Here is a 24905-nt window from a genome sequence, read left to right on the forward strand (position 1 = left end):
CCCTGATGCCCGAGCCCGATCGTGCGGTGTCGCCCCATCCACGTCTCGTTCACCGCAACGCGCGGAGCAGGCCATCGCCCGCTCCTAGCGTCCACCTCGGAGTACGGCCGACCTCAGGCCGAGAAGGAGGCACACGGTTATGCGGTGCAGACATCGATCGATCACTGCGGCGGCCGTCCTGGCGGCCACGCTGACCATCGGCGGCACGGCTGCTGCAGCCACGCCGCCGCAGCCTGGTCCCGACCCGAGCGGGCCCACGCTCACGCCCATCGGTTTCACCGTCACGCCGGCGGGACAGCAGACGGACCTCGGTGACCTACCGCTGGGCGAGGCACTGTCCCCGGACGGCAGCCATCTCGTCGTCAGCAACGACGGCCAGGGCGTCCAGTCGCTGCAACTGATCGACACGAGCACCCGTGATGTCAGCCAGACCCTGGACTACCCCGACCCCGCGGCCCTGTACACGGGCCTCGCATTCAGCCCCGACGGCCACACGCTCTACGCGAGCGGCGGTGGCAACAACCTCGTGCGCAGCTACGCCGTCGGCGACCACGGCCTCGCCGCCAACGGGTCGTTCGCGCTGCCCACCAGCACCCCGAAGGGCGCGAAGATCAACCCGTTCCCCGCCGGCATCGCCGTCACGCCCGACGGAGCTCGGCTCGTCGTCGCCGACCAGCAGGCCGACGCCGTCAGCGTGATCGACGTGGGCACGGGAGCCGTGCACACGATCGCGGCCGGGCACCGGCCCTACGGCGTGGCGCTCTCCAAGGACGGCCGCACCGCCTACGTCACCAGCCAGGGCGGCAACGACGTGGCTGTGGTGGACGTGTCGGGCGCGATGCCGGTGGCGCAGCGGAGCATCAAGGTCGGCACCCACCCCAACAAGATCATCGCCTCGGCCGACGGCTCCACCCTCTACGTGGCGAACGGCGACTCCGACGAGGTCAGTGTCATCGACGCCGCGTCGGACAAGGTGACCCGCACGATCGACCTCGCGCCCTACCCCGACGCGCCCGTCGGCAGCAACCCGGACGCGCTCGCGCTCTCGCAGGACGGCCACACGCTCTACGTCGCCAACGCGGGCAACAACGACGTGGCCGCGGTCGACACCGGTACCGGCGCGGTCAACGGGTTGATCCCGACCGGCTGGTACCCCACGTCGATCGTGATGCACGGGAACCAGATGCTCGTCACCAACGCGAAAGGGCTGGGTGCCGGACCGAACAACGGGCCGGGGCACCCCAACCCCTACTCCACCTTTCTTCCGGCGAACCAGTACAGCGGCTCGATGATGGTGGGCACGCTCTCCGCCATCACCACGCCGGACCCGGCTCAGCTGCAGACCTGGACGCAGCAGGTGCGGAACAACGACGGGTTCGCCGACGGCGCCGCGGTGCGCGGTGGTGACCGGGGGATGAGCATCATCCCGCGGCACCCGGGCGAGCAGACCCCGATCAAGCACGTGATCTTCATCGTGCGGGAGAACCGGACCTACGATCAGGAGTTCGGCAGCCTGGGCAAGGGCAACGGCGACCCCTCGCTCGACCTGTTCGGCGACGAGTCCGCCCCCAACTCCCGCAACCTGGAGAAGACGTTCGGCGACTTCGACAACTTCTACGCCGACGCCGAGGTCAGCGCCCAGGGCTGGAACTGGACGGTGGCGGCGAACTCCAACCCGTACTCCGAGCAGGTCTGGCCGGGCAACTACTCCGATCGCAACGCGCCCTACCCGTCGGAGAGCTCCGACCCGGCCATCGCACCGAACCGCGACCCGGCGAAGGCCTATATCTGGGACCGGTTGGCCGAGAATCACGTGTCGTTCCGCAACTACGGCTACTACGTCGACACGCTGAAGGACGGGAGGTCGAAGGCGACCGACCCCGTTCTCGCCGCCCACACCGACCCGAACTACCGGGGGTGGGACCTCAGCTGCCCCGACTCGCCCGGGACCTTCCGGGCGGTGCCGTCGGCGCATTGCCTCAGCCCCCGCTACACCGAGTGGAAGAAGGAGTTCGACAGGTACGTCGCGAACAACAGCCTGCCGACCGTCGAGTTGCTCCGCCTGGGTAACGACCACAACGCCGGGACGAAGACCGGCTCCCCGACGCCGAGGGCCTACGTCGCCGACAACGACTGGGCCGTCGGCAAGGTCGTCGACACGGTCTCGCACTCCAAGTACTGGGGATCCACCGCGATCTTCGTGACCGAGGACGACGCACAGGACGGACCCGACCACGTCGACGCCCACCGCACGGTGGCCGAGGTGATCAGCCCCTACAGCCAGACGGGCAAGGTCGACTCCACCTTCTACAGCACCGCGTCGATGCTGCGGACGATGGAACTGATCCTCGGGCTGCAGCCGCTCACGCAGTTCGACGCCTACGCAACGCCGATGCTCGCCGCTTTCACCTCCACTCCGAACCTCACCCCGTACACCGCCGTGCGGCCGAGACAGAACATGAAGGAGACGAACCCGGCGAACGCGCCCGATGCGGCGACCTCCAACGCTCAGCCCCTCACGAAGGAGGACCAGATCGACGAACAGACGTTCAACGAGGCGATCTGGCACAGCGTGAAGGGCGCCGGCTCCGTGATGCCCGCGCCGCAACACCACGTGTTCCCCGCACCTCCGCCGGGAGCGAAGGACGACGATGACGACGACAACTGAGTGACCTGATCACCGTCGTTCGTGATCACCGTCGTTCCGGGCCCGCGCGAGGTTCGGGTGCGGGGTCTCAGCCGGCTGCCGGCAAGATCCCCTCGAACACCGCGCGGGCCACGTCGTCCGGAAGGTTGGCCGTGCCCGGGCGCCCGGGCCGGTACCACTCGACCACCGAGTTGACCAGGCCGGAGAGCAGCCGCGCGGCCAGAGCGGGTTCGACACCGGGCCGGATCTCCCCGGCGGCCACCGCCTCCTTCACGAGCGCCGCGATCTGCGCGTCGAACGCGCGGCGGCGCGCCAGCGCCCACCGCTCGCTCTCGGTGTTGCCGCGCACCCGCAGCAGCAGCGTGACGTAGGGCAGGTCGCGCTGCAGCACCGCCACCTGCCCACGGACGATGTGCTGCAGCCGCGCCAATGGCGTGCCGGTGGTGGCGGCGGGCTCGTCGAGCACCCCGAAGAGGCCGCTCAGCGCGCGCTCCAACGCGGCCCTGAGCAGGGCCTCCTTGCCCGTGAAGTGGTGGTAGAAGGACGACTTCGTGATCCCCGCGGCGCGGGAGAGATCTTCCATGCTCGTGGCGTCGTAGCCGCGGGTGTTGAACTCCGCCACCGCCACCTCGAGCAACGAGGCGGCTCCGCCGCTGGGCCTGCGGACCCGGCGTCCCGCCGCCTCGGTGGTCATCAGCGCCCCCGGAACGTCGGGCGGCGCTTGGCCAGGAAGGCCTCGACGGCGTCGGCGTGGTCGGAGGTGGTGGCCAGCCGGGCCTGCGCGGCACCCTCCGCGGCGAGCACGTCCGGCAGCGCGGACACGGCTCCCAACCGGATCCCGCGCTTGACCTCGGCGTACGCCTTCGTAGGGCCGGCCGCCAGGCGGCGGGCGAGCTCCATCGCGGCAGGCACCACCTCCTCGGGCGGCACGACCGCTCGCACCAGGCCCCAGGCCTGCGCGTCCTCCGCGGTGAACGGCTCCCCCAGCAGGAGCAGCTCGGTGGCCCGCGCGACACCCACGGCGTGGGCGAGGCTCGCCGAGAGCCCGGAGTCGGCGGTGAGCCCGATACCGGTGAACGCGGTGGAGAACTTGAGCCCGGCGGCCGCGATCCGCAGGTCGCACGCGAGGGCGAACCCGAGACCGGCGCCGACGCACGGGCCGTTGATCGCCGCGACGACGGGGAAGTCCATGTCGGCGAGCTCGGCGACGATGGGGTTGTAGTGCTCGGTGACGGTGTCGAAGGCCGTGGACGGGTCGACGCGCAGCGCCTCGGCGTGTTCTCCCAGGTCCTGCCCCACGCAGAACGCCTTGCCCGCGCCGGTGAGCACGAGCGCGCGGACGTCCTCGGCCTTTCCGAGATCCTCCACGGCGGCCAGCAGATCGGTCTTCAGCTCCGTGGTGAGCGCGTTGTACCGCGCCGGCCGGTTGAGGGTGAGCACCGCGACGGCCGGGTCGACGTCATCGCGCGTGATCAGCACGGCTGGGTCATCGGTCACGGGGCCATGGTAAAGCCCGAACGAACGACCGGTCGAGACACGCGCGGGCGAGGATCGACACTGTTCGGGGCGCACCCTGCGTGCTAGCGTTCGAACGAACGGTCGGTAGAACATCCCGGGAGGGCTCCCCTGATGTCAACTGTTCTGCGCAGCTACGTCCAGGGCCGCTGGCACTCCCCCTCCGACGAGGGCCGCCCGCTCTTCGACGCCGTCACCGGCGACGAGGTCGCCCGGATCTCCTCGGCCGGGATCGACATGGCCGCGGTGCTCCACCACGGCAGGCGCGTGGGCGGCCCGGCGCTGCGGGAGCTGACCTTCCACCAGCGCGCGGGACTGCTGAAGGCCTTGGCCGGGGACCTGCGTGAGCATCGCGAGGAGCTCTACGCGGTGTCCGCCCGCACCGGCGGCACTCCGTTCGACGCGAAGTTCGACATCGACGGCGGCATCGGCGTGCTGCAGGCCTATGCGAGCAAGGGCCGCCGCGAACTGCCGAACGACACGATCTACGTCGAGGGCGACGTCGAGCCGCTCTCCCGTGGCGGCACGTTCGCCGGCCAGCACATCGCCACCTCGCTGCGCGGAGTCGCGGTGCAGGTCAACGCCTTCAACTTCCCGGTGTGGGGGCCGCTGGAGAAGTTCGCCCCCGCGTTCCTCGCGGGCGTCCCGTCGGTGGTCAAGCCTGCGAGCCCCACGGCGTTCCTGACGGCCGCGCTCGTCGAGCTGATCGTCGACTCCGGACTGCTGCCAGAGGGCACGCTGCAGTTCGTCGCCGGTTCGGTCGGTGACATGTTCGACCACTTCACCGAGCAGGACCTCGTCGCCTTCACCGGCTCGGCGTCCACCGCCGCGAAGCTGCGCACCCACCCCGGCATCGTCGGGCGCAGCGTGCGCTTCTCGGCGGAGGCCGACTCCCTGAACCTCTCGGTCCTCGGGCCGGACGCGGGGCCGGGCACGCCCGAGTTCGACCTCTACGTGAAGCAGTTGCTGCAGGAGATGACGGTCAAGGCCGGCCAGAAGTGCACGGCGATCCGCCGCGCGTTCGTGCCGGCCGAGCATGTGGACGCCGTCGTCGAGGCGGTGTCGGCCCGATTGGCGTCCACTGTGGTCGGCAACCCGGCCGCCGAGGGCGTACGGATGGGCGCCCTCGCGAGCCTCGAACAGCGCGAGGAGGTGCGCCGCAGCGTCAAGGCCCTCGCCGACGCAGGCCGCATCGTCTTCGGCGACCCGGAGAAGGTCGACGTGGTCGACGCCGACGCCGAGCGCGGCGCGTTCATCTCCCCGATCCTGCTCACCGGCGACCCGGACCGCGCCGAGCCCCACGAGGTGGAGGCGTTCGGGCCGGTCTCGAGCGTGCTTCCCTACTCCTCCACCGAGCAGCTGATCGACTACGCCGCACGCGGCCAGGGCAGCCTCGTCGGCTCGGTCGTCACGGGTGACGCGGCGTTCGCACGCGACGTCGTGCTCGGCGTCGCCCCGTGGCACGGCCGGTTGCTCGTCCTCACCCAGGCCGACGCGAAGGAGTCGACGGGCCACGGCTCACCGATGCCGCAGCTCGTCCACGGCGGCCCGGGCCGGGCAGGCGGCGGGGAGGAGATGGGCGGCATCCGCGGGGTGCTGCACCACATGCAGCGCACCGCCGTGCAGGCCGACCCCGACACGCTCACGGCGATCACCGGCCGCTGGGTGGCGGGCTCGCGGCGCACGGAGACCGACGTCCACCCGTTCCGCAAGCACCTCGAGGAGCTGCGGGTCGGCGACACGATCGTCGGCGGCCCGCGCACCGTCACGCAGGAGGACGTGGAGCACTTCGCCGAGTTCACCGGCGACACCTTCTATGCCCACATGGACGCCGAGGCGGCCGCGGCGAACCCGCTGTTCGGCGAGCGCGTGGCGCACGGGTACCTCGTCGTCTCGCTGGCCGCCGGCCTGTTCGTCGACCCCGACCCCGGCCCCGTGCTCGCCAACTTCGGCGTCGACCGGCTGCGCTTCCTGACGCCGGTCAAGTTCGGCGACGCCCTGACGGTGTCGCTGACCTGCAAGCAGGTGACCCCGCGCGACACCGCCGGTTACGGCGAGGTGCGCTGGGACGCGGACGTGACGCGCCAGGACGGCGAGTCCGTGGCCCGCTACGACGTCCTCACGCTCGTGGCCAAGAAGGAGGTGTGATGGCAGCACCGGCCACGCGCAGGCTCGGCGACGCCCCGCCTGCCGAGCTGCTCGACCCTGCGGAGCGCATGTCGGTCGACGAGCTGCGTGCCCTGCAGCTGGAGCGTCTGCAATGGACGCTGCGTCACGCCTACGAGAACGTCCCGCACTACCGCGCGAGCTTCGACGCGGCCGGCGTGCACCCGCAGGACTGCCGCGAGCTCTCCGACCTCGCGAAGTTCCCCACCACGTCCAAGGCCGACCTGCGCGACAACTACCCGTTCGGGATGTTCGCGGTGCCGCAGGAGCAGGTGCGGCGGGTGCACGCCTCCTCGGGCACCACCGGGCGCCCGACCGTCGTCGGCTACACCGAACGCGACATCGACACCTGGGCCACCGTGATGGCCCGCTCGATCCGGGCGGCGGGCGGACGGCCGGGGCACAAGGTGCACAACGCCTACGGGTACGGCCTGTTCACCGGCGGTCTCGGCGCGCACTACGGGATCGAGAAGCTCGGAGCCACGGCCATCCCGGTCTCGGGCGGGATGACCCCGCGGCAGGTCCAGCTCATCCAGGACTTCCGGCCCGAGATCATCATGCTCACGCCGAGCTACATGCTCACGATCGTCGACGAGTTCGAGAAGCAGGGGATCGACCCGCGCTCCTCCTCGTTGCAAGTCGGGATCTTCGGGGCCGAGCCGTGGACCGAGCAGATGCGCCTCGAGATCGAGGAGCGCATGGACATGCACGCCGTGGACATCTACGGACTCTCGGAAGTGATGGGGCCCGGCGTCTCGCAGGAGTGTGTGGAGACGAAGGACGGCCTGCACATCTGGGAGGACCACTTCTACCCGGAGATCGTCGACCCGTTCGGCGACGACCCGGGCTCACCGCTGCTTGACGGCGAGGAGGGCGAGCTGCTCTTCACCTCGCTCACCAAGCAGGCGCTGCCGATCATCCGCTACCGCACGCGTGATCTCACCCGGCTGCTGCCCGGCACCGCACGGCCGGGGATGCGACGGATGCAGAAGATCACCGGCCGCAGCGACGACATGATCATCCTGCGCGGGGTGAACCTCTTCCCCACCCAGGTCGAAGAGATCGTGCTGCGCACCGCGGGGCTGTCCCCGCACTTCCAGCTCGTGCTGAGCACAGAGGGCCGGATGGATGCGCTGACCGTGCGCGTCGAGGCGCGCCACGAGACGCCGGCCGAACGCAGGCTCGACGCGGCGCGCGAGCTCGTCATCGCGGTCAAGGAGACGGTCGGCGTCACCGTCGGCTGCGACGTCGTCGACCCTGAGACGCTGGAGCGCTCGGTCGGCAAGCTCCAGCGCCTTCGGGACCTCCGCGACCGCTGATTCCTCAGGCCGCCGCGGTGCCCCGTGCGTGGGCATCGCGGTGCTCGCGGTACTCCGGACGGTCGTCCAGAGCCGCAGCGATGCGGAACTGCACGCCGGCCTCGTCGTGCCTGCTGCGTCGCTGCAGCGTGCGCCCGAGGATGAAGCGCACGTAGGCGTCGGTCGGAGCCAGCGAAACCGCCCGCTCCAAGACCTCCTGCGCCTTGCCGAGCTGGGCCGAGTGGTAGTACGCGCGCCCCAGCAGCAGCTGCCCGGCCGCGTGCTCACGCAGCCCGTCGGCCATCGGTTCGAGGAGCTTCAACGCCTCGAGCGGGTCACCCATGTCGAGGTGGAGCCCGGCCAGCCGGTACCTGTCGATCTCTTGCAACGGAATCACCTCCGGTTTTCCCAACCGGGTACCCCTAGGTGGTATTCCGCAGTTATCCCACGTCGCACGGCAGCCGGTCGAGCACGCGCTCGAACGCCCCGGCCATGACGTCCAGCTCGTCGTCCGCGATCGCGTCGAAGAAGAGACTCCGGACGGCCTCGACGTGCGAGGGCGCGGCCGCCACGATGGCCTCCCTGCCGGCCTCGGTGAGGCGCACCATCGATCCGCGGGCGTCCTCGGGGCACTCCTCGCGCACGACGAGACCGCGCTTCTCCATGCGAGCGACCTGATGAGAGATCCGGCTGCGTTCCCAGCCGACCATCCGCCCGAGGTCGCGCGCCCGCAGCAGCCCGCCCGGCGACTCGGACAGCGGCACGAGCAGAGTGAACTCGGCGCTGGAGAGCCCTCCGTCGCGCACCAGCCGACGTTCCAGCTCGGCCTCGAGATGCAACTTCAGGCCGACGTAGCTCCGCCAGACGCGTGCCTCTCGCTCATTGAGCCACCGCGGTTCACTCACAGCCTCAGCCTACCCGGTTGTTGATACATCATCATAGCGCCACGAGCGGGGCACCATTTCGGAAAGTCGGACATCTCAGCTTTTCACACGGGCCCGGTGGCGCGCCGTGATAGTGCGTTCCACGCCGGAATCCCGACGAAGGAACCCCGATCCCGGTTGGGCGGGGCGCCGATTCCGCGCGGCCACCGACCGGTGGCGCGTCACGAGGTCGAACGAGTGGCCCCGCTGCCCCACTACCGCCCCACGATCCCAAGATCACCAGTTCGGGCCGCCCAGCCGCCGATAACACGGCTACCGACCCCCAAACGCTGATCATGAGTCGCCGAGAAGCCGAGGACCGAGCCAGACCGGAACGAACGGCACATCCGCGCATAGACCTGGACCAACGCGCCGCCAGTGCACCCCGGCAGAGCACGCGCCGCGAACGAACGGCCCGCTCGCCCGATAGACCCCGGACGGACGCGCCGCTCGTTCAACCCCAGCCCGCCGGTAGCCCCATGCGGTTGAAACGGGGCACGTTCGCAGCAGATCCGGACGATCGGGTCGGTCGTCGGCCTTCCGCCCACCCCCGGACCATGATCACCAACTCGGGCCGCCCAACCGGCGATAGCACGGCCACCGACCCCCAAACGCTGATCATGAGCCGCAGCGGAGCCGGGAGCCGAGCCAGACCGGAACGAACGACACATCCGCGCCATAGGCCTGGACCAACGCGCCACCGGGACATCCAGGCGGGCGCCCGCCCAGCACCCAGGCGAACGAACGGCGCGCTCGCGTGACCTGGACGATCAGGCCGCCGGCACACCCCGGCCGGGCACACGCCGCGAACCCGAGCGGCCCGTTTCCCGATCAATCTGGACGAACGCGCCGCTCGTTCAACCCGAGCCTCACCGGCAGCCTCACCCAGTTGAACGGGGGCACGCACAGCGACCCAGACGAACGGGTCGGTCGTCGGCCTTCCGCCCATCCCACGATCCCAAGATCACCGGTTCGGGCCGCCCAGCCGCCGATGACACGGCCACCGACCCCTAAACGCTGATCATGAGCCGCAGCGGAGCCGGGAGCCGAGCCAGACCGGAACGAACGACATATCCGCGCCACAGGCCGGACCAACGCGCCACCGGTACACCCCGGCAGGACACGCGCGGCGAACAAACGGCCCGCGCTCGTTCAACCTCGGCTCCCCAGCAGCCGGACACATATGTTGACACATCATCAAGCGTGCGTACGGTGCACCTACACACCTGAGGAGGCTGTCCGTTGCCCGCGATCACTGTCGACGATCTGCTCGTCCTCCCCCGCATCCCGCGCCCCGTCCCCGGCACCTCCATCGCCCGGCCGGCGACCCGGGTGATCACCGCGCACCGCCAGATCGAGGGCGCCGGGATCGCGATCCACCGACCGTTCCCCGGGCCGATGTCGATGGCCGATGCGGACCCGTTCCTGCTGCTCGACCACGCCGGCCCCACGGTGAACGCACCCGAGGAGACCTCGGGTGCACCGTGGCACCCGCACCGCGGCTTCGAGACCGTCACGTACGTCCTGGACGGGGAGATCTCCCACCACGACACCAACGGCGGAGGCGGGGTGATCGGCGAGGGCGACACGCAATGGATGACGGCAGGCAGCGGCATCCTGCACGACGAGCTCCCCACCGAGCGGATGTACCGCGCGGGCGGGCCGATGCACATAGTGCAGCTGTGGGTCAACCTGCCGGCATCACTCAAGATGACCAGTGCGCGGTACCAGTCGGTCACGCGCGACACCCTGCGCCTGCTCACCTCCGACGACGGCGGCGCGCTGGTCCGGTTGATCGCGGGCGACATCGCAGGGTTCAGCGGGCCCGGCTCGACCCACACCCCCATCACCTACGCGCACGCGACCCTCGCCGCGGGTGCGGAGCTCGCCGTGCCCTGGAGCCCCCTGTTCAGCGCGTTCGCCTACGTGCTGACGGGCCGCGGAACCGCCGGGACGGAGGGCAGGCCCGTGCAGGCCGACCAGCTCGTCGTGTTCGGGCCCGGCGACCACCTCGTACTACGGGCGACGGACCGGCCGAGCGAGCAGTTCGACGTGCTGCTGCTCGGCGGCCTGCCGATCCGCGAACCGGTGGTGCATCACGGCCCGTTCGTGATGAACACGCGCCGGGAGATCGTCCAGGCGCTCGAGGACTTCCAGGCCGGCAGGCTCGGCGTCATCCCGGCCGATCAGCTCGCACCGCGCAAGTTCTCCTGACACGGAAACGTCCCGCACCCGTGCATCGGGTGCGGGACGTTGCTCCCTCGCCGCCCCCCGGTCGATGGGGGAGCCGGAAACGCTGCGGTCAGGCGCTCCGCAGCGGTGCGAGCGCGGTGCTCCAGGCCACGACCTGGTCCAGCATGGCGCTGACCGTGTCGGCCTGGTGCGCACCCGGGGTGAACTCACTGAAGTTCGTGAAGTCGGTGTACAGCGACAGCGCGACCTGGTTGCGCACGTCGGCCACCTGCAGCTCGCCCATCACCAAGCGCAGGTGCTCCACCGCACGGGCGCCACCGACCGCGCCGTAGCTCACGAAGCCCGCCGCCTTGTTGTTCCACTCGGCGGAGAGGAAGTCGATGGCGTTCTTCAGCGCACCCGACGTGGAGTGGTTGTACTCCGGGGTGACGAACACGAAACCGTCGAACGAGCCGATCTTCTCCGCCCACTTCTTGGTGTGCGGCTGGCTGTACTGGCCCATCGACGGCGGCACCGCCTCGTCGAGGTGCGGCAGGTTGTAGTCCAGCAGGTCCACGAGCTCGTAGTCGGCATCGCTGCGCTGCTTCGCGATGTCGAGGACCCACTTGGCGACTGCCTCGCCATTACGGCCGGGGCGCGTGCTGCCGAGGATGATCGCGATCTTGGTCATGACTGGTGAGTACTCCTGATGCGAGCTCCAGCCCCGCGAGGGGCCCTTGATGACGCATCAACAAGCTAGTCACGAAGTTTGTGTCACGTCAACTATCCTGGTGCTCACCCGTCCGTGATGGGCGCCACGGCGTGCTCGTCACGATGGGCAACAGTCGCCGAGATGTCGCCATCCCATCCGGCATGGACCGGCACGATGGAGTGGGACCGGTTGGGTCGGCCGGGCAGAGCGGGTACGCAGGCAGCATGTGGATCGCCGCCATCGTTGTCCCACTCGTGTTGCTGGCCGCGCCCCTCTGGCTCGCGCACCTGGAGGATCGCTTGATCGACGGCGTCCGCCCGGCCGGCGGGCCGGACCCACTGGACGACGACGCCGCGGCCGCGCCGGAGCCGGCCGGTTCCGAACGGCGCGGTCTGGAGATCGTGCCGGCCCCGTTCGCCCGCCTCGCGGTGGGCCGGGCCGCCTGAAGCCGGCCCGACCTCAGCGGGTCACCGCCGCTCCAGCACCCCTCGCAGGAAAGCGGCCTGTCCGACGTGCTGAAGGTCGTCGCTCACCACGCTGACCAGCCGCACGCCGAGCGTCACCGGTGGGTCCCACCTCTCGTCGACCACCCGCCCGAGCTCGTCCTCCTTCAGGCCCTCGATGAACCGGAGGGTTTGCGCGTGCACCGCCTCGTGGTAGTCGATCAACAGGTCCGAGGAGTCGACGCGCACGGCGTCGACGTCGGCCGAGCTGTGCCCGTAGCCGATCGCGGACGGGGGGAACGGGAAGCCGAAGCGCTCGGCCCAGCCCTGGGCGGTGTAGACCTGTTCGAACCCGGCCACGTCGGCGATGTGGTCGTCCTGCACGCGTGTCAGATGCCAGACCAGCCAGGCGATCGAGTTGGCTGTGCCATCGACGCGGTAGGCCAACTGCTCGGGGGTCAGGCCGTCGACGGCACTCCGGACCTCCTCACGGATCCGGCCGTAGGCGTCGGTCAGCAGCTCGGCACTCGTCACGGTTCACTCCTCGCAACGTCGTCGTGGGGCCCCCACGTTGCCCGCACGAGCGAACCGGCGCACGGCCGGGGGTCGCCGATCAGCCGGCGTAGATGCCGATGCCGTTCGGCACGAGGCGCGGCGATGAACCGGACGGATCGTTGACGATCGTCACCCCGGACGCGCCGGGCGACCGGAAGACCTGCGTCGACGAGCCGCCGCCGTCGAGGTTGATCGCGTCGTCGACGCCCATCGCCCGCAGAACCGTGGCCAGCTCCGCGAGCGTCGCACCCACGCTGTCGGTCTGCCGGCCGTCGAGCGTGAGGAGGAACATGAAGTGCCCGTCCGGGCCTATGCCCACGGCGCTGCGGGGCGCCCGCTCGCGGTCGTCGAGCCCGGCGACGGGAACCCTGTCGATCAGGATCGGGCTGCCCCCGATCGCGAACTGCGGCTGCACACCGCTGGCCGGCACCAGCGAGTAGTCGATCTGCACGCGGTCGCCGATCTCCAACGAGCGCACCATGGCTGCGCCCTTGTCCCGACCGGTGAGCACGACGTCGCCTTGCGGAATCTGTCCACCGACCGGCGGGCCGGCGAGCACCACGACCCCCTCGTGGATCAGCACCTCGGCCTGGTCGGCCGCACAGGGCGCGTCACGGTCGACGTCGGTGCCGCACAGCGTCGTGGCGCGGTCGGCCACGCCCCAGTCCGGGGTGAACACGCCGATCCCGTCGACCGACACGGCGTACTGGTTGAGCGCCGTGATCGGGAACGCCCCTCGCGGGCTGGTCGCCGTGCCCGCCAGCCGTAGGCGGTCGATCCGGCCCACGCTGTCGACCCCCACCGCGAACACGTGCTCGATCTCGGCTCCGGGCACGGCCGGCCCCATTCGCCTGCCGTGGGGCACCGCGGCCTTCAGCGGGCGGCCACCGGCGACGGCCGGTCCGGCGGGGGCGTTCGTGCGACCGATGTCGAAGAAGTCACCGTTGATGCCTGCGACCGCGCCGGTGTGGTCGGCCATCGCGGCGACCGGCGCGCGTGCGGCGATCGTGCCGGGGGTGAGCAGGTCCGCGCGGATCCCGGGCGAGGTCAGATCGACCACCACGACGTCACCCATCACCTGGCCGGCCGCGGCGGTCGTGGTGAACCCCTGGTGGACGACGCCGACCGCGACCGGCTGTTCGGGCCCGACCTCGCCGACGACACGATCGGGCGAACCTTCGGGTGTCGGTGTGGGGGGTGCCGGCTCTGCCGCAGCAGACGGAGCGAACGCCAGCAGTGCCGTTGCGAGCAACGCGACCAGGGCATGTCCGCGACCGGCTCCCCGTGCCCGCATCCGGACCTCCCGTGGCGTGATCGGCGATCGCGGAGTGGATCGGATCACGCCCTGTGCACCGCAGACACCACACGGCGGCAGGCTTCACCCGGAGGTGATCGCGGGACCGCACCAACCGGTGACACCACTGGACACGGCCTGCACGCACCGCGGATCGCCAGGCGGCGTCTCCGTCTGCGTTTCGTCCGGTCGTGATGGGCGTGTCGCGGGCGTCCGCTTGCCCGTGCGGACTCACCGGGCCACCCTGGTCAGCGTGACCGAGCAGGCGATCGAACTCGATCTCGACGAGACCGGCGTGGCAACCGACCTTCCGCGACCCTCACACGTACGCGATGAGGTCCAGCAAGTGCCTTACCGGCCCGTGCAGTTCCGCGACGACGACCTCCCGACCGCGCTGGAACGGTCGGCGGCCTGGCTGCGCCAGGCACAGGAGTGGCTGGGCGAGCCGCTCGACGTCATCGCCGTTCACCTGGACTACGACGACAGCGACACCGGGCCCTACTACGACGTCAAGCTGCTGTGCAACGAGGAGGACCTGGCAGGCGCCCCCATCGCCGTCCGCGCACAACAGGCACAAGCCACCTTGCGCTGATCGAGAGCCGACGATCACCGGATTGACGGCAGCGTGGCAGGCATCTCCCGGGGCAGGATGATCGGGTGGAAGTCTGGCCAGGGGACGCGTATCCCCTGGGTGCCACCTACGACGGTCTGGGCACCAACTTCGGCTTCTTCTCAGAACTCGCCACCCGCGTCGAGCTGTGCCTCTTCGACGACGAGGACATCGAGCAGCGGGTCGAGCTCTCGGAGGTCGACGGCTTCATCTGGCACTGCTACCTGCCGGGCGTGGGGCCCGGGCAGCGGTACGGCTTCCGCGTGCACGGCCCCCACGACCCGGCCCAAGGGCTGCGCTGCAACCCGGCGAAGCTCCTGCTGGATCCCTACGGCAAGTCGTTCGACGGGCCCGTGGACTGGGACGAGTCGCTCTTCGACTACCGCTGGGGCCAATCCGGGCACCGCAACGACGACGACTCCGCGCCCCACCAGACCAGGGGCGTGGTCATCAGCCCGTTCTTCGACTGGGGCAACGACCGGCCGCCGCGCACCCGCTACAGCGAGTCGGTGATCTACGAGGCCCACGTGCGTGGCCTCACGGTGCTCCACCCCGAGGTACCGCCCTCCCTGCGTGGCACCTATGCCGGGCTGGCCCACCCCGCCGTCGTCGAGCACCTCAAGAAGCTCGGCGTCACCGCGGTGGAGCTGATGCCCGTGCACCAGTTCCTCGACGACCACGTCCTCGTGGAGCGCGGACTGGCGAACTACTGGGGCTACAACACCGTGGGCTATTTCGCCCCGCACCACCGCTACGCCGCGCGGGGCGGGCGCGGGCAGCAGGTCACCGAGTTCAAGGCGATGGTGCGCACGCTGCACGATGCGGGCATCGAGGTGATCCTCGACGTCGTCTACAACCACACGGCGGAGGGCAACCACCTCGGCCCCACGCTGTCGTTCCGCGGCATCGACAACCCCGCCTACTACCGGCTGGCCGACGACCCTCGCTACTACACCGACTACACCGGCACCGGAAACACGCTCAACGTGCGCCATCCGCACACCCTGCAGCTGATCATGGACTCGCTCCGGTACTGGGTGCTGGAGATGCACGTCGACGGGTTCCGGTTCGACCTGGCCTCCGCGCTGGCCCGCGGGCTCTACGAGGTCGACCGGCTCGCCACCTTCTTCGAGCTGGTGCAGCAGGACCCGGTGGTGTCCCAGGTCAAGCTCATCGCCGAGCCGTGGGACGTCGGCCCCGGCGGCTACCAGGTGGGCAACTTCCCTCCGCTGTGGACGGAGTGGAACGGCCGCTACCGCGACGCGGTGCGCGACTTCTGGCGGGGCGTGCCGGGCACGGTCGGCGACTTCGCCTCCCGGCTCACGGGATCGTCGGACCTGTACGAGTCGAGCGGGCGCCGTCCGTACTCCTCGATCAACTTCGTCACGGCCCACGACGGGTTCACGCTGCACGACCTCGTCTCGTACGACCACAAGCACAACGAGGCCAACGGCGAGGACAACCGCGACGGCTCCGACGACAACCGCTCGTGGAACTGCGGCGCCGAGGGCCCCACGGACGACCCGACGATCGAGGAGCTGCGCGAACGGCAGAAGCGCAACATGCTGACCACGCTGTTCCTGTCGCAGGGCGTCCCGATGCTCCTGCACGGCGACGAGCTGGGCCGCACCCAGGGCGGCAACAACAACGCCTACTGCCAGGACAACGCGATCTCCTGGGTGGACTGGAAGCGGGCCGACGGGTTCCACTCGCTCACCGACTTCACCGCACGGCTCGTCCGGCTCCGCCGCGACCACCCGGTCTTCCGGCGCCGCCGGTTCTTCCAGGGCCGCCCCGTCCGGGGCACCAGCCTCGAGGACCTCGCCTGGCTCACCCCGGCAGGCGTGCCGATGAGCGACGCGCACTGGACCGACGGCGGCACCCGCGCCCTGGCCATCTTCTACAACGGCGACGGGATCCCCGAGCCGGACCGCCGGGGCCGCAAGCTGCGCGACGACTCGTTCCTGCTGCTGGTCAACCCGAGCCCGGACGTCGTGGCGTTCACGCTGCCCGGCCCGGCCTACGGCGCCGCGTGGGAGATCGTCCTCGACACCGCCGACCCGCAGCGCGGCGCCCCCGGCCCGCTTCTGCCGCCGGCCGCGCGTGCCCGCACCACGCTCGGAGTGGTGGGGCGGTCGCTGCAGCTTCTGATGCGCATCGCGTAAAAGCGCCCGCTCGCGGCCTCCAACCTGGGCGGACCGGCCGCCGAGGGAGGACCATCGAGGTCGGATACACCCTCGTGGAGGTGGACGTGCCGCAGGACCGCCCCGGATCCGGACCCTTCGACGAGCTGTTCGAGCGTCTGATCGGGAACCTGGAGACCACGCTGGGCGGCGCCATGCCCCGTCCGGACACCACACCGAGGACGCCGGGAACCCACGCGCGCACCCCGCGGCTGGACCGGTTCGGGCGCGACCTGACGGCGGCGGCGCAGCAGGGCAGGCTCGACCCCGTCATCGGCCGGGACGCGGAGATCGAGCAGGTCCTCGAGGTGCTCGCCCGCCGCACCAAGAACAACCCGGTGCTGGTCGGTGACCCCGGCGTCGGCAAGACCGCGATCGTCGAGGGCATCGCCCAGCGCGTGGCCGACGGCGAGGTGCCGGACCAGCTCAGGGACGTGCGCGTGGTCTCGCTCGACCTCGCGGGCATGGTCGCGGGCACCCGGTATCGCGGCGACTTCGAGCAACGGCTCACCGGCGTCATCGACGAGGTCGTGGGCGCGGAACGGTCGATCGTGCTGTTCGTCGACGAGCTGCACGCCGTGGTGGGCGCCGGTTCGGCCGAGGGCGGAGCGATGGACGCCGCCACCCTGCTCAAGCCGGCTCTCGCGCGCGGCGAGTTGCAGCTCATCGGCGCGACGACGCTGCACGACTACCGCAAGCACATCGAGAAGGACGCCGCCCTGGAGCGACGCTTCGAACCGGTCCGCATCAGCGAGCCCACGGTCGCGGCGACGGTCACGATCCTGCGTGGGCTGCGCAGGCGCTACGAGGAGCACCACGACGTCCGCATCGGCGACGCGGCGCTGGTCGCAGCCGCGGAGCTGTCGGACCGCTACCTCACCGACCGGTTCCTGCCGGACAAGGCGATCGACCTCGTGGACCGCGCGAGCGCACGGGCCCGGATCCACGCCGGTCGCGACCACACCGACCCTGCGGCCGACGAGCGCGTGGAGCAGCTGCGCCGGGCCCGTGACGTCGCCGTCGACGCCGAGGACTTCGAGCGCGCACACATGCTCACCCGCGAGATCGACATCGCGGAGGCGGCCGCGGCAGCCGCCCCTGCCGGGACCGTCGACATCACCGCCGATGACGTGGCCGCGGTGCTCGCACAGATCACCGGTATCCCGGTCGCCCGCATCACCGCCACCGAACGCACCCGGCTGCTCGACCTGGAGGCGCTGCTGCACCGCCGTGTCGTCGGGCAGGACGACGCCGTCGAGGCCGTGGCCGACGCGGTGCGCGCCGGCCGGGCCGGGCTGGCGCACCCCGACCGTCCGATCGGGTCGTTCCTGTTCCTCGGCCCCACCGGCGTCGGCAAGACCGAGCTGGCCAGAGCGCTGGCCGAGGCCCTGTTCGGCTCGGCCGACGCGCTGCTGCGCTTCGACATGAGCGAGTACGCCGACCGCAGCAGCGCGATGCGGCTGGTCGGGGCGCCCCCTGGCCACATCGGTTACGACGACGCCGGTCAGCTCACCGAAGCTGTGCGACGTACCCGGTACGCGGTGCTGCTGCTCGACGAGATCGAGAAGGCCCACGCCGACGTCACCTCCACGCTGCTGCAGGTGCTCGACGCGGGGCGTCTCACCGACGCCCACGGGCGCACCGTCGACTTCACGAGCACGGTCGTGATCATGACCAGCAACCTCGGGGCGCACCAGCTCCTCGCCGCGGGGCAGGCCGGGCGGCCCGCCGAGGAGGTCCGCGACTCCGTGCTCGCTGCCATGCGGGCCCATTTCCGTCCGGAGTTCCTCAACCGGATCGACGACATCGTGCTGTTCCACGCCCTCGACCGCGCCGAGCTGCGGCGAATCACCCACCTCATGCTCTCCGAGACCGGAGAGCGCCTGAGCGCCCAGGGCATCACGCTGGACGTCACCGAGAGCGCGGTCGACTGGCTTGCCGAGCGCGGTCACCAGCCGGAGCTCGGGGCCCGCCCGCTGCGCCGCACGATCGCCCGCGAGCTCGACCGCAAGCTCTCCCGGATGATCATCGCCGGCGACCTCGGCTCGGGGCAGCGGGTCGTGGTGGACGTGGTCGACGGCGCCCTGGTGCTCCAACCCCGCGCATCCTGAGCTGAGAGCACAAATCCTGGTGCCGCAAGCCCCCACATCTTGGGCGGACCGCACAAAAGCGCTGGAACCATCCGTTCGCGTGTCACGACTCACGTACCGCCAGACGTCCTAGTCGGGACACGGTGGAAGTCGGGAACGAATGTGGGGGGAACGAGATGGCACGAATCACCGTCATCGGCGCAGGCCTGAACGGCCTCGCCACGGCATTGCTGCTCGCACGCGACGGCCACAGCGTCACGGTGCTGGAGCGTGACGCCGGGCAGCCGGAAGGCGAGGCGGACGGGCAGTGGGAGAACTGGGAGCGGCCCGGCGTCAGCCAGTTCCGGCTGCCCCACATCATGCAGGCGCTGTGGCGCCAGCTGATGGAACGGGAGCTGCCCGAGGTCATCGACGAGCTGGTGCGGCTGGGCGGCGTCCGCATGGGCCCTCTCGACATGATGCCGCCCGCGGTGACCGGCGGGTCCCGCCCCGGCGACGAGGACCTGCGGATGATGCTGGCCCGCAGGCCGGTCGTGGAAGGAGCGTTGGCGACCGTGGCGGCGCGCACCCCCGGCGTCACGATCCGGCGTGGAGCAAAGGCCGAGGCGCTGGTGGCCACCGCGGACGCGAGCGGCGTCCCGCACGTCAACGGCGTCGTCATCGAGGGCGGTGAGACGGTGCCCGCCGACCTGGTGGTCGACGCTATGGGGCGCAACACCACGATCGACCGGATGCTCGCCGGGATCGGCGCCCAGCGTCCCGAGGAGCAGAGCGAGGACCTCGGGTTCGTCTACTACTGCAGGCACTTCCGCAACGAGTCCCCGCGGCCGGCGCCGAGCGCGATCCTCTTCTACGAGGGAATGTCGCTGCTCTGGGTGCCCGCCGATGAGAACACGTTCGGCGTGGCGTTCGTCGCGGCGTCCAACGACCGCGAGCTGCGCGCGCTGCGGGACGCGCAGGCCTGGGACCGCGCCGCCGCCCTGATCCCCGACCTCGTGCCGCTGCTGGCGATGTCCACACCGATCACCGACGTCCAGGTGATGTCCGGTGGTCCGGACCGGCACCGGTCCTTCGTCGTCGACGGCGAGCCGGTGGCCACCGGTGTGGTCGCGGTCGGTGACTCCTTCGTGCGCACCAACCCCTCGCTCGGTCGGGGCTCGTCGATCGGCATGGCGCAGGCGTGCGTGCTGCGCGACGTGCTCCGTGAGGTCGGACCGGACCGGCCGGCCGAGCTGGCACGCCGCTTCGCCGAGGTGATCGACGCCGTCGTCGGGAAGATGTACCGGTTGACGCTCGATCAGGACCAGAACCGGATGGCCGAGATCCAGGCGGACATCGCAGGCACGCCCTACCCGCCGGCGAGCGAGGCCTGGGCGCTGCAGCGGAGGGTCCGGCAGATCATGATGCAAGAGCCCGACGTGCTGCGCTTCTTCATGCGGTCCGCGCTGCAGATCGAGACCCTCGACGTGACGGCGATCCCGCCCGCGCTGCGCGCCCGGATCGAGGCGGAGAAGGCCGACGGTCCCAGCTACCCGCCCACGGGCCCCACCCGGGCCCAGCTGCTCGCGGCCGTCGCCGGCGCCGACCAGCCCGCGGAATCCGTCGCGTAAGGCCGTTTCGACCGGGGCTGGACGGGCACACAAGCGGGAGCGTGGATCCGGAACCGATGAGGGGAGGCGTCGAATGGCGTCGCTGAAGAAGCAGCTGAAGAAGCTCACGAAGCGCCAGGACGCGCTCGAACGCTCGATGCGCGATCTCAAGACCAAGAGACTGCGCAAGCTCGTCCGGCGGCTCGGCGACAAAAGGAGCCGGAAACCCCGGCCCCCTTCGCTGTCCGGACAACGCGCCTCCTGACGGGCTTCATCACTGACGACGGCCGTGTGAGGTTGTAGACAGCCGGAACGGGCTTTTCACCAGCAGTTCCGGCGTTGATCCAGGTGTGGGTTTCTCCGAGCAGAAGGAGAAGCCCGCCGAGTCGCCTCGGGAATCGCATCCCGGACGGCCGCCGGGTGGGCCGGAGCCCGGCGTGAAACCTGGGAGGCAAGAAATGATCACCGGTACGAATGGGCGTTCGGCACTCGCCGATGCGCCCGACCACAACTTCTGGCGCGAGCACACCACGATCGCGCTGTCACCGGTTGCCGCGCCGTCCGTCCTCGGACTGTTCGGCTTCGCCGCGGCCACGTTCATGGTCGCCGCCAACCTGGCCGGCTGGTACGGAGATTCGCAGACACCACTGATCCTGTTCCCCTTCGCACTGGCGGCAGGCGGCATCGCGCAACTGCTCGCCGGCATGTGGGCCTACCGGGCCCGCGACGCGGTGGCCACAGCGATGCACGGCATCTGGGGCTCGTTCTGGATCGGCTACGGCCTGTACAACCTGCTGATCGCACTGGGCGTGCTGCCCGCCGCCGCCGCCAGCGGTACGGCGTCCGTCGCCTTCGGCTTCTGGTTCGTGGTACTGGCCGCGATCACGTGGGTGGGAGCAATCGCCGCCACCCGCGAGAACAACGCGCTGACCGCAGTGCTGGGCACCCTGGCCGCCGGATCCACCCTCCTCGCCATCGCCCTGATGGGCGGCGTGCCGGTGGTCCAGACCGTGGCCGCCTACGTACTGCTCGTCTCCGCCCTTCTCGCCTGGTACCTCGGCAGCGCGATGATGCTCGAGTCCACCTTCAAGCGGGCCGTCCTGCCGGTCGGAAAGCGCCGTTCGGCGCACCTTCCCGGCGCGGTCCCGCGCAACCTGATCCAGTACGAGCCGGGCGTCAAGGCCGGGCAGTAACCACGAAAGAATCATTGATCACGAACGACTGAAAACAGAAACTCCGCCACCGTGCACGTCCGGCCTCGTGTTCGGTGGCGGTTTTCTGTGCTCGCCCGAGTAGCGTCAGTCGGCATGGCTGATCAGAGCCTGAGTGAGCAGGCCCGTGAGGCGGTGCTCAAGGCGATCATCAAGGCCGCTCCGTCCGTGGGTAACAGCCCGGCCGGGGTCCGCGACCTCGCTGAGGCGTACGCGTTCGTGGAACGGAACCTGGTCCCGAACGCGGGGGTGCCGCACAAGCGGACATGAGGACCCCGGAGGAGTCCCGGCACGGATGAGCGCGGTTCGGGAGGCGCACGAGATGCTGCACATCTCTCTCCTCGGCGAGCAGTCGATCTCCGACGACGCCACCGGCACCGTCCGGACGCGGTCGTCGCGCTCCCTCGCGCTGGTGGCCTTCCTGGTCGTCCACGCCGGGTCTCCCCAGTCCCGGCAGCGCATCGCCGGGCTCTTCTGGCCCGAGTCCACCGACGCGCAGGCACTCACGAACCTGCGCCGCGAGCTCCACCACCTGAGACAGCTCCTCGGCGACCCGCCGCTCGTCGTCACGTCGAGGGACCTGTGCTGGGAGGACAGCCCCACCTGTCGCGTCGACGTGCGCACCTTCGACATCGAACGCCGCGCCGCGCTGGCCGCGCTGGCCGCCGACGACACCGAGGCGGTGATCAGGCACGCGGGCGCGGCCATCACCTGCTACCGGGGCGAGCTGCTACCTGGCGTATACGACGACTGGCTGTTCGACGCCCGATCCGAGCTCGAGGGCCAGTGCGTGGAGCTGTGCGACCTGAGCCGCGATGCGCGGACCCGCACCGGCGACCTCGCAGGCGCGGTCGAGGCAGCTCGGCGGCGTATCCAGCTCCGTCCGTTGGAGGAGGCCGGATACCGGTCCCTGATGACGCTGCAGGCCGACCTGGGTGACCGGGCCGGGGCCGTGAGCACCTACCACCACTGCGCTTCGGTCCTGGAGCGCGAACTCGGCCTCGCCCCCGACCGCACGACGCTCGCGGCACTCCAGCGCGTGATGGCCCGCGCCGACCCTGCGACGCCACCGCCGTCGACGATCGACGTCCCGCCGGCCCGTACGGGACCGGCCGCAGCGAAGCTCGTCGGACGGACCCGGGAGATGCAGGTCCTCCGGACGCTGTGGGCCGGCGCAGCCGCGGGGCGCCCGGTCATCGCGCTCGTCCGCGGCGATCCCGGCGTCGGGAAGACCCGCCTCGTCGCCGAGCTCGCCGAGCTGGCCCGGCGCCAGGGTGCGGTGGTGGCGAGCACCCAGTGCTTCGGGGCCTCGGGGCGCCTGGCGCTGGCGCCGGTGGCCGACTGGCTGCGCAACCCGGCGATCCGGTCGTCGATGACGGCGCTCGAACCGGTGTGGCGCGTCGAGGTCGACAGGCTGGTGCCCTCGGCCGAGGGTCGCGGGGAGCCGGGGGCCAGCCTCCGGGCCATGGTGGACGCCTGGCAGCGCCACCGCTTCTACGAGGGCCTGGCACGGGCTCTGCTCGGCGTCGGCCGCCCGATGCTGCTGGTGCTCGACAACGTGCAGTGGTGCGACAAGGAGACCCTCGAGTTCCTCACGTTCGCCCTCGGGCGTGCCTCCGACCGGCCGGTCATGGTGGCGGCCACCCGGCGGGACGAGACCCTCGACGACGAAGCCGGAGCTGCCGACTGGGCCGTCCGGATGCGGGCCACCGGGATGCTGACCGAGCTTCCGGTCAGCCCGCTGGAGGTCGCCGACACCACCCGTCTCGCCGAGGAGATCTCAGGGCAGCCCCTCCCGGACGAGGACGCGAGCCTCCTTCAGGCGGCCACCGGCGGCTTCCCGTTGTACGTCGTCGAGGCGGCACGGGCGACGGTCGATCTGGGCAGCGCGGATCCGGCGGGGGCACCGCTCCCGGTCACTGACCTCACCGCGGTGCTGCGCAACCGCCTCGACCAGGTGACGCCCACGGCCCGTGAGGTTGCGGGGCTGGCGGCCGCGGTGGGCCGGAACTTCACCCTCGACCTGCTCAGCGAGGCGAGCGACCTCGACGCGGGCGACGTGGTCCACGCCGTCGACGAACTGTGGCGGCGCAGGATCATCCGCGAGTTCCGCGACGGCTACGACTTCTCCCACGACCTGCTGCGCGACACCGCCTACGCGCAGATCAGCCCGCCGAAGCGGTGGTTGCTGCACCGGCGCATCGCGCAGGGACTCGAACTGCTGCACCCCGACGACACGGACGGCGTCTCGGCGCAGCTCGCTGAGCAGTACGCCCGCGGGGGACGCGCGGAGCGGGCCGTGACCTACTACCGGCGTGCGGCCGACGTCGCAGCAGGCAGGTTCGCCCACGACGAAGCGATCCGCCTGCATCAGGAGGCGCTGACGATCCTGCGCACCCTCCCCGCGGGCCGGGACAGGGACACACAGGAGCTGGGCGTCCTCGAAGCCCTTGCGGCGCCGGTCAACGCCCGGTACGGCTACTCCTCCCCCAGGCTGCAGAACACGCTCGAACGCACCGTCGCCCTCGCCGAGAGGCTCGGTCGCAAGAACTCCGTTCTGGACGGCCTCATCGGGCTCTGGGCGTCCCGGTTCGTCCAGGGCCGGATCGCCGACGCTCACCGCACGGCGGAGCGCCTGCTCACCGTGGTCGAACCCGACTCCGCGCTCAACGGCGCGGCCCACTTCGCCTTCGGGGGCTCCGCCGTCAGCCTCGGCATGCCGGAGGAGGCGCTGCGCCATTTCGAGGTCGCCGCCGAACTGGACGCGGCCGCCGCGCTCAGTGTCGGGACGCGTCCCGTCGTGCACGGCAAGGCCTGGTCGGCGCACGCCCACTGGCTTCTCGACCACGACGCCGAGGCCGTCGCGAGCTGCCGGGAAGCGATCGCGCTGGCCCGGTCGATCGGGCACCCGTACAACCTGGCCGTAGCGCTGGCCTACGGCTCCATCACTCACCAGATGCGGCACGACCTGCCCGAACTGAACGACACCGTCGCCGAGCTGCGCGAGCTCTGTGACCGCTACGACTTCGCGTACTACCGCGAGTGGGGGTTGATCCTCGACGGCTGGGCCCGCACGGACGGGTCGGGCGCTGACCTCGCCCGGCGCGGGATCGAGAACCTCAGGTCGGAGGGCGCATTCGCCCGCATGCCGTACTGGCTCTCGCTGCTCGCCGAGTCCTCGGCCCGTGACGACCGGGCCGGTGCGGTCCGGGCGACCCTCGACGCGGCTCTCGTCGCGGGACAGGCCCGGGACGACCTGTGGTGGATGCCGCAGGTGATGCGGATGCGGGCGGCCTACGACGACCCTGACGCCGCCGTCGCCCGGTTGCTGTCGGCGGCGGAGATGGCGCGTGCCCACGGCAGCGTTGCGCTGTTGCGGCGTTGTGGTCTCGACCTCGCCGAGCGCGGTGTTCGTCCTCCCGCGAACGCCACCACGAACGCTGCGCGAACGCCGGATTCCTAGCGTCGGCAACCGGGTCGCTCGGACGTCGAGCGCC

The 24905-nt window shown here is 70.8% G+C and carries 20 protein-coding genes; 13 read left to right on the forward strand and 7 right to left on the reverse strand.

Features of this window, described 5'->3' with window-relative positions:
• The first annotated feature begins 139 nt into the window (after positions 1-139).
• Positions 140-2668, forward strand: coding sequence for a bifunctional YncE family protein/alkaline phosphatase family protein (locus ACQPZQ_RS34870; RefSeq protein ID WP_433288008.1), 2529 nt, complete (start codon positions 140-142; stop codon positions 2666-2668).
• Positions 2669-2735: 67 nt separating this feature from the next.
• Here ACQPZQ_RS34870 and ACQPZQ_RS34875 read toward each other — a convergent pair whose 3' ends face one another.
• Positions 2736-3341: a TetR/AcrR family transcriptional regulator gene (locus tag ACQPZQ_RS34875; RefSeq protein WP_433288010.1), complete on the reverse strand. Its 606-nt coding sequence runs from the start codon at positions 3339-3341 to the stop codon at positions 2736-2738.
• Entirely contained in the window at positions 3341-4144 is an 804-nt protein-coding gene (locus tag ACQPZQ_RS34880; RefSeq protein WP_433288012.1) for an enoyl-CoA hydratase/isomerase family protein, read from the reverse strand. Before ACQPZQ_RS34880 ends, ACQPZQ_RS34875 begins: the two co-directional genes overlap by 1 nt.
• A 132-nt stretch (positions 4145-4276) precedes the next feature.
• On the opposite strand from ACQPZQ_RS34880, the gene paaZ reads away from it, so the two are divergent.
• Together paaZ and paaK are read left to right on the forward strand one after the other, a co-directional pair.
• Complete coding sequence (gene paaZ / locus ACQPZQ_RS34885; protein ID WP_433288014.1) at positions 4277-6310, forward strand: phenylacetic acid degradation bifunctional protein PaaZ; 2034 nt, start codon at positions 4277-4279, stop codon at positions 6308-6310.
• 68 nt (positions 6311-6378) lie between these two features.
• Positions 6379-7647 carry a phenylacetate--CoA ligase PaaK gene (paaK, locus tag ACQPZQ_RS34890; protein ID WP_433299501.1) on the forward strand — a complete coding sequence of 423 codons (1269 nt, stop codon included), beginning with the start codon at positions 6379-6381 and terminating at the stop codon, positions 7645-7647.
• 4 nt (positions 7648-7651) lie between these two features.
• Here the strand turns inward: paaK and ACQPZQ_RS34895 are convergent, their stop codons facing one another.
• Both ACQPZQ_RS34895 and ACQPZQ_RS34900 read right to left on the reverse strand, forming a co-directional pair.
• The gene (locus tag ACQPZQ_RS34895; protein ID WP_433288016.1) at positions 7652-8014 is read right to left on the reverse strand and encodes a tetratricopeptide repeat protein; all 363 of its coding nucleotides are present in this window, start codon (positions 8012-8014) and stop codon (positions 7652-7654) included.
• A gap of 52 nt (positions 8015-8066) precedes the next feature.
• Complete coding sequence (locus ACQPZQ_RS34900) at positions 8067-8531, reverse strand: MarR family winged helix-turn-helix transcriptional regulator (RefSeq protein WP_433288018.1); 465 nt, start codon at positions 8529-8531, stop codon at positions 8067-8069.
• A 1260-nt stretch (positions 8532-9791) separates the two neighbouring features.
• On the opposite strand from ACQPZQ_RS34900, the gene ACQPZQ_RS34905 reads away from it, so the two are divergent.
• Complete coding sequence (locus tag ACQPZQ_RS34905; protein ID WP_433288020.1) at positions 9792-10763, forward strand: pirin family protein; 972 nt, start codon at positions 9792-9794, stop codon at positions 10761-10763.
• An 88-nt stretch (positions 10764-10851) separates the two neighbouring features.
• On the opposite strand, the gene ACQPZQ_RS34910 is transcribed toward ACQPZQ_RS34905, so the two are convergent.
• Positions 10852-11412: an NADPH-dependent FMN reductase gene (locus ACQPZQ_RS34910; protein WP_433288022.1), complete on the reverse strand. Its 561-nt coding sequence runs from the start codon at positions 11410-11412 to the stop codon at positions 10852-10854.
• Positions 11413-11594: 182 nt separating this feature from the next.
• Here ACQPZQ_RS34910 and ACQPZQ_RS34915 point away from each other — a divergent pair, with 182 nt between their 5' ends.
• Positions 11595-11879, forward strand: a complete 285-nt coding sequence (locus ACQPZQ_RS34915; RefSeq protein ID WP_433288024.1) for a hypothetical protein — start codon at positions 11595-11597, stop codon at positions 11877-11879.
• A gap of 21 nt (positions 11880-11900) precedes the next feature.
• Here ACQPZQ_RS34915 and ACQPZQ_RS34920 read toward each other — a convergent pair whose 3' ends face one another.
• Positions 11901-12410, reverse strand: coding sequence for a mycothiol transferase (locus tag ACQPZQ_RS34920; protein WP_433288026.1), 510 nt, complete (start codon positions 12408-12410; stop codon positions 11901-11903).
• Positions 12411-12489: 79 nt separating this feature from the next.
• Positions 12490-13725 (reverse strand): phosphodiester glycosidase family protein, encoded by a 1236-nt coding sequence (locus ACQPZQ_RS34925; protein ID WP_433288027.1) that lies wholly within the window; start codon positions 13723-13725, stop codon positions 12490-12492.
• A 253-nt stretch (positions 13726-13978) separates the two neighbouring features.
• Here ACQPZQ_RS34925 and ACQPZQ_RS34930 point away from each other — a divergent pair, with 253 nt between their 5' ends.
• The 8 genes from ACQPZQ_RS34930 to ACQPZQ_RS34965 all read left to right on the forward strand — a co-directional run bounded on the left by ACQPZQ_RS34930 (position 13979) and on the right by ACQPZQ_RS34965 (position 24871).
• Positions 13979-14317: a hypothetical protein gene (locus tag ACQPZQ_RS34930; protein WP_241039869.1), complete on the forward strand. Its 339-nt coding sequence runs from the start codon at positions 13979-13981 to the stop codon at positions 14315-14317.
• A gap of 65 nt (positions 14318-14382) precedes the next feature.
• Entirely contained in the window at positions 14383-16500 is a 2118-nt protein-coding gene (glgX, locus tag ACQPZQ_RS34935; protein WP_433288029.1) for a glycogen debranching protein GlgX, read from the forward strand.
• A gap of 80 nt (positions 16501-16580) precedes the next feature.
• On the forward strand, positions 16581-18629 hold the full coding sequence (locus ACQPZQ_RS34940; protein WP_433288031.1) for an ATP-dependent Clp protease ATP-binding subunit: 2049 nt from the start codon (positions 16581-16583) through the stop codon (positions 18627-18629).
• A 155-nt stretch (positions 18630-18784) separates the two neighbouring features.
• On the forward strand, positions 18785-20218 hold the full coding sequence (locus ACQPZQ_RS34945; RefSeq protein ID WP_433288033.1) for an FAD-dependent oxidoreductase: 1434 nt from the start codon (positions 18785-18787) through the stop codon (positions 20216-20218).
• A 73-nt stretch (positions 20219-20291) separates the two neighbouring features.
• The gene (locus ACQPZQ_RS34950) at positions 20292-20462 is read left to right on the forward strand and encodes a hypothetical protein (RefSeq protein ID WP_433288035.1); all 171 of its coding nucleotides are present in this window, start codon (positions 20292-20294) and stop codon (positions 20460-20462) included.
• A gap of 193 nt (positions 20463-20655) precedes the next feature.
• The gene (locus ACQPZQ_RS34955; RefSeq protein WP_433288037.1) at positions 20656-21390 is read left to right on the forward strand and encodes an acetate uptake transporter; all 735 of its coding nucleotides are present in this window, start codon (positions 20656-20658) and stop codon (positions 21388-21390) included.
• Between the two features lie 114 nt (positions 21391-21504).
• Positions 21505-21678 (forward strand): hypothetical protein, encoded by a 174-nt coding sequence (locus tag ACQPZQ_RS34960; protein WP_241039864.1) that lies wholly within the window; start codon positions 21505-21507, stop codon positions 21676-21678.
• A gap of 25 nt (positions 21679-21703) precedes the next feature.
• On the forward strand, positions 21704-24871 hold the full coding sequence (locus ACQPZQ_RS34965) for an ATP-binding protein (RefSeq protein WP_433288039.1): 3168 nt from the start codon (positions 21704-21706) through the stop codon (positions 24869-24871).
• Positions 24872-24905 lie beyond the last annotated feature (34 nt).

The sequence above is a fragment of the Pseudonocardia sp. CA-142604 genome (assembly GCF_050948475.1).
Taxonomy (GTDB): domain Bacteria; phylum Actinomycetota; class Actinomycetes; order Mycobacteriales; family Pseudonocardiaceae; genus Pseudonocardia; species Pseudonocardia alaniniphila.

Excerpts from the sequence above, each read along its gene's own strand:
- ACQPZQ_RS34870 (WP_433288008.1), top strand. The coding sequence starts at position 140 with ATGCGGTGCAGACATCGATCGATCACTGCGGCGGCCGTCCTGGCGGCC.
- ACQPZQ_RS34875 (WP_433288010.1), bottom strand. The coding sequence starts at position 3,341 with ATGACCACCGAGGCGGCGGGACGCCGGGTCCGCAGGCCCAGCGGCGGA.
- paaZ (WP_433288014.1), top strand. The coding sequence starts at position 4,277 with ATGTCAACTGTTCTGCGCAGCTACGTCCAGGGCCGCTGGCACTCCCCC.
- paaK (WP_433299501.1), top strand. The coding sequence starts at position 6,379 with ATGTCGGTCGACGAGCTGCGTGCCCTGCAGCTGGAGCGTCTGCAATGG.
- ACQPZQ_RS34910 (WP_433288022.1), bottom strand. The coding sequence starts at position 11,412 with ATGACCAAGATCGCGATCATCCTCGGCAGCACGCGCCCCGGCCGTAAT.
- ACQPZQ_RS34915 (WP_433288024.1), top strand. The coding sequence starts at position 11,595 with ATGGACCGGCACGATGGAGTGGGACCGGTTGGGTCGGCCGGGCAGAGC.
- ACQPZQ_RS34925 (WP_433288027.1), bottom strand. The coding sequence starts at position 13,725 with ATGCGGGCACGGGGAGCCGGTCGCGGACATGCCCTGGTCGCGTTGCTC.
- ACQPZQ_RS34945 (WP_433288033.1), top strand. The coding sequence starts at position 18,785 with ATGGCACGAATCACCGTCATCGGCGCAGGCCTGAACGGCCTCGCCACG.
- ACQPZQ_RS34950 (WP_433288035.1), top strand. The coding sequence starts at position 20,292 with ATGGCGTCGCTGAAGAAGCAGCTGAAGAAGCTCACGAAGCGCCAGGAC.
- ACQPZQ_RS34955 (WP_433288037.1), top strand. The coding sequence starts at position 20,656 with ATGATCACCGGTACGAATGGGCGTTCGGCACTCGCCGATGCGCCCGAC.
- ACQPZQ_RS34960 (WP_241039864.1), top strand. The coding sequence starts at position 21,505 with ATGGCTGATCAGAGCCTGAGTGAGCAGGCCCGTGAGGCGGTGCTCAAG.
- ACQPZQ_RS34965 (WP_433288039.1), top strand. The coding sequence starts at position 21,704 with ATGAGCGCGGTTCGGGAGGCGCACGAGATGCTGCACATCTCTCTCCTC.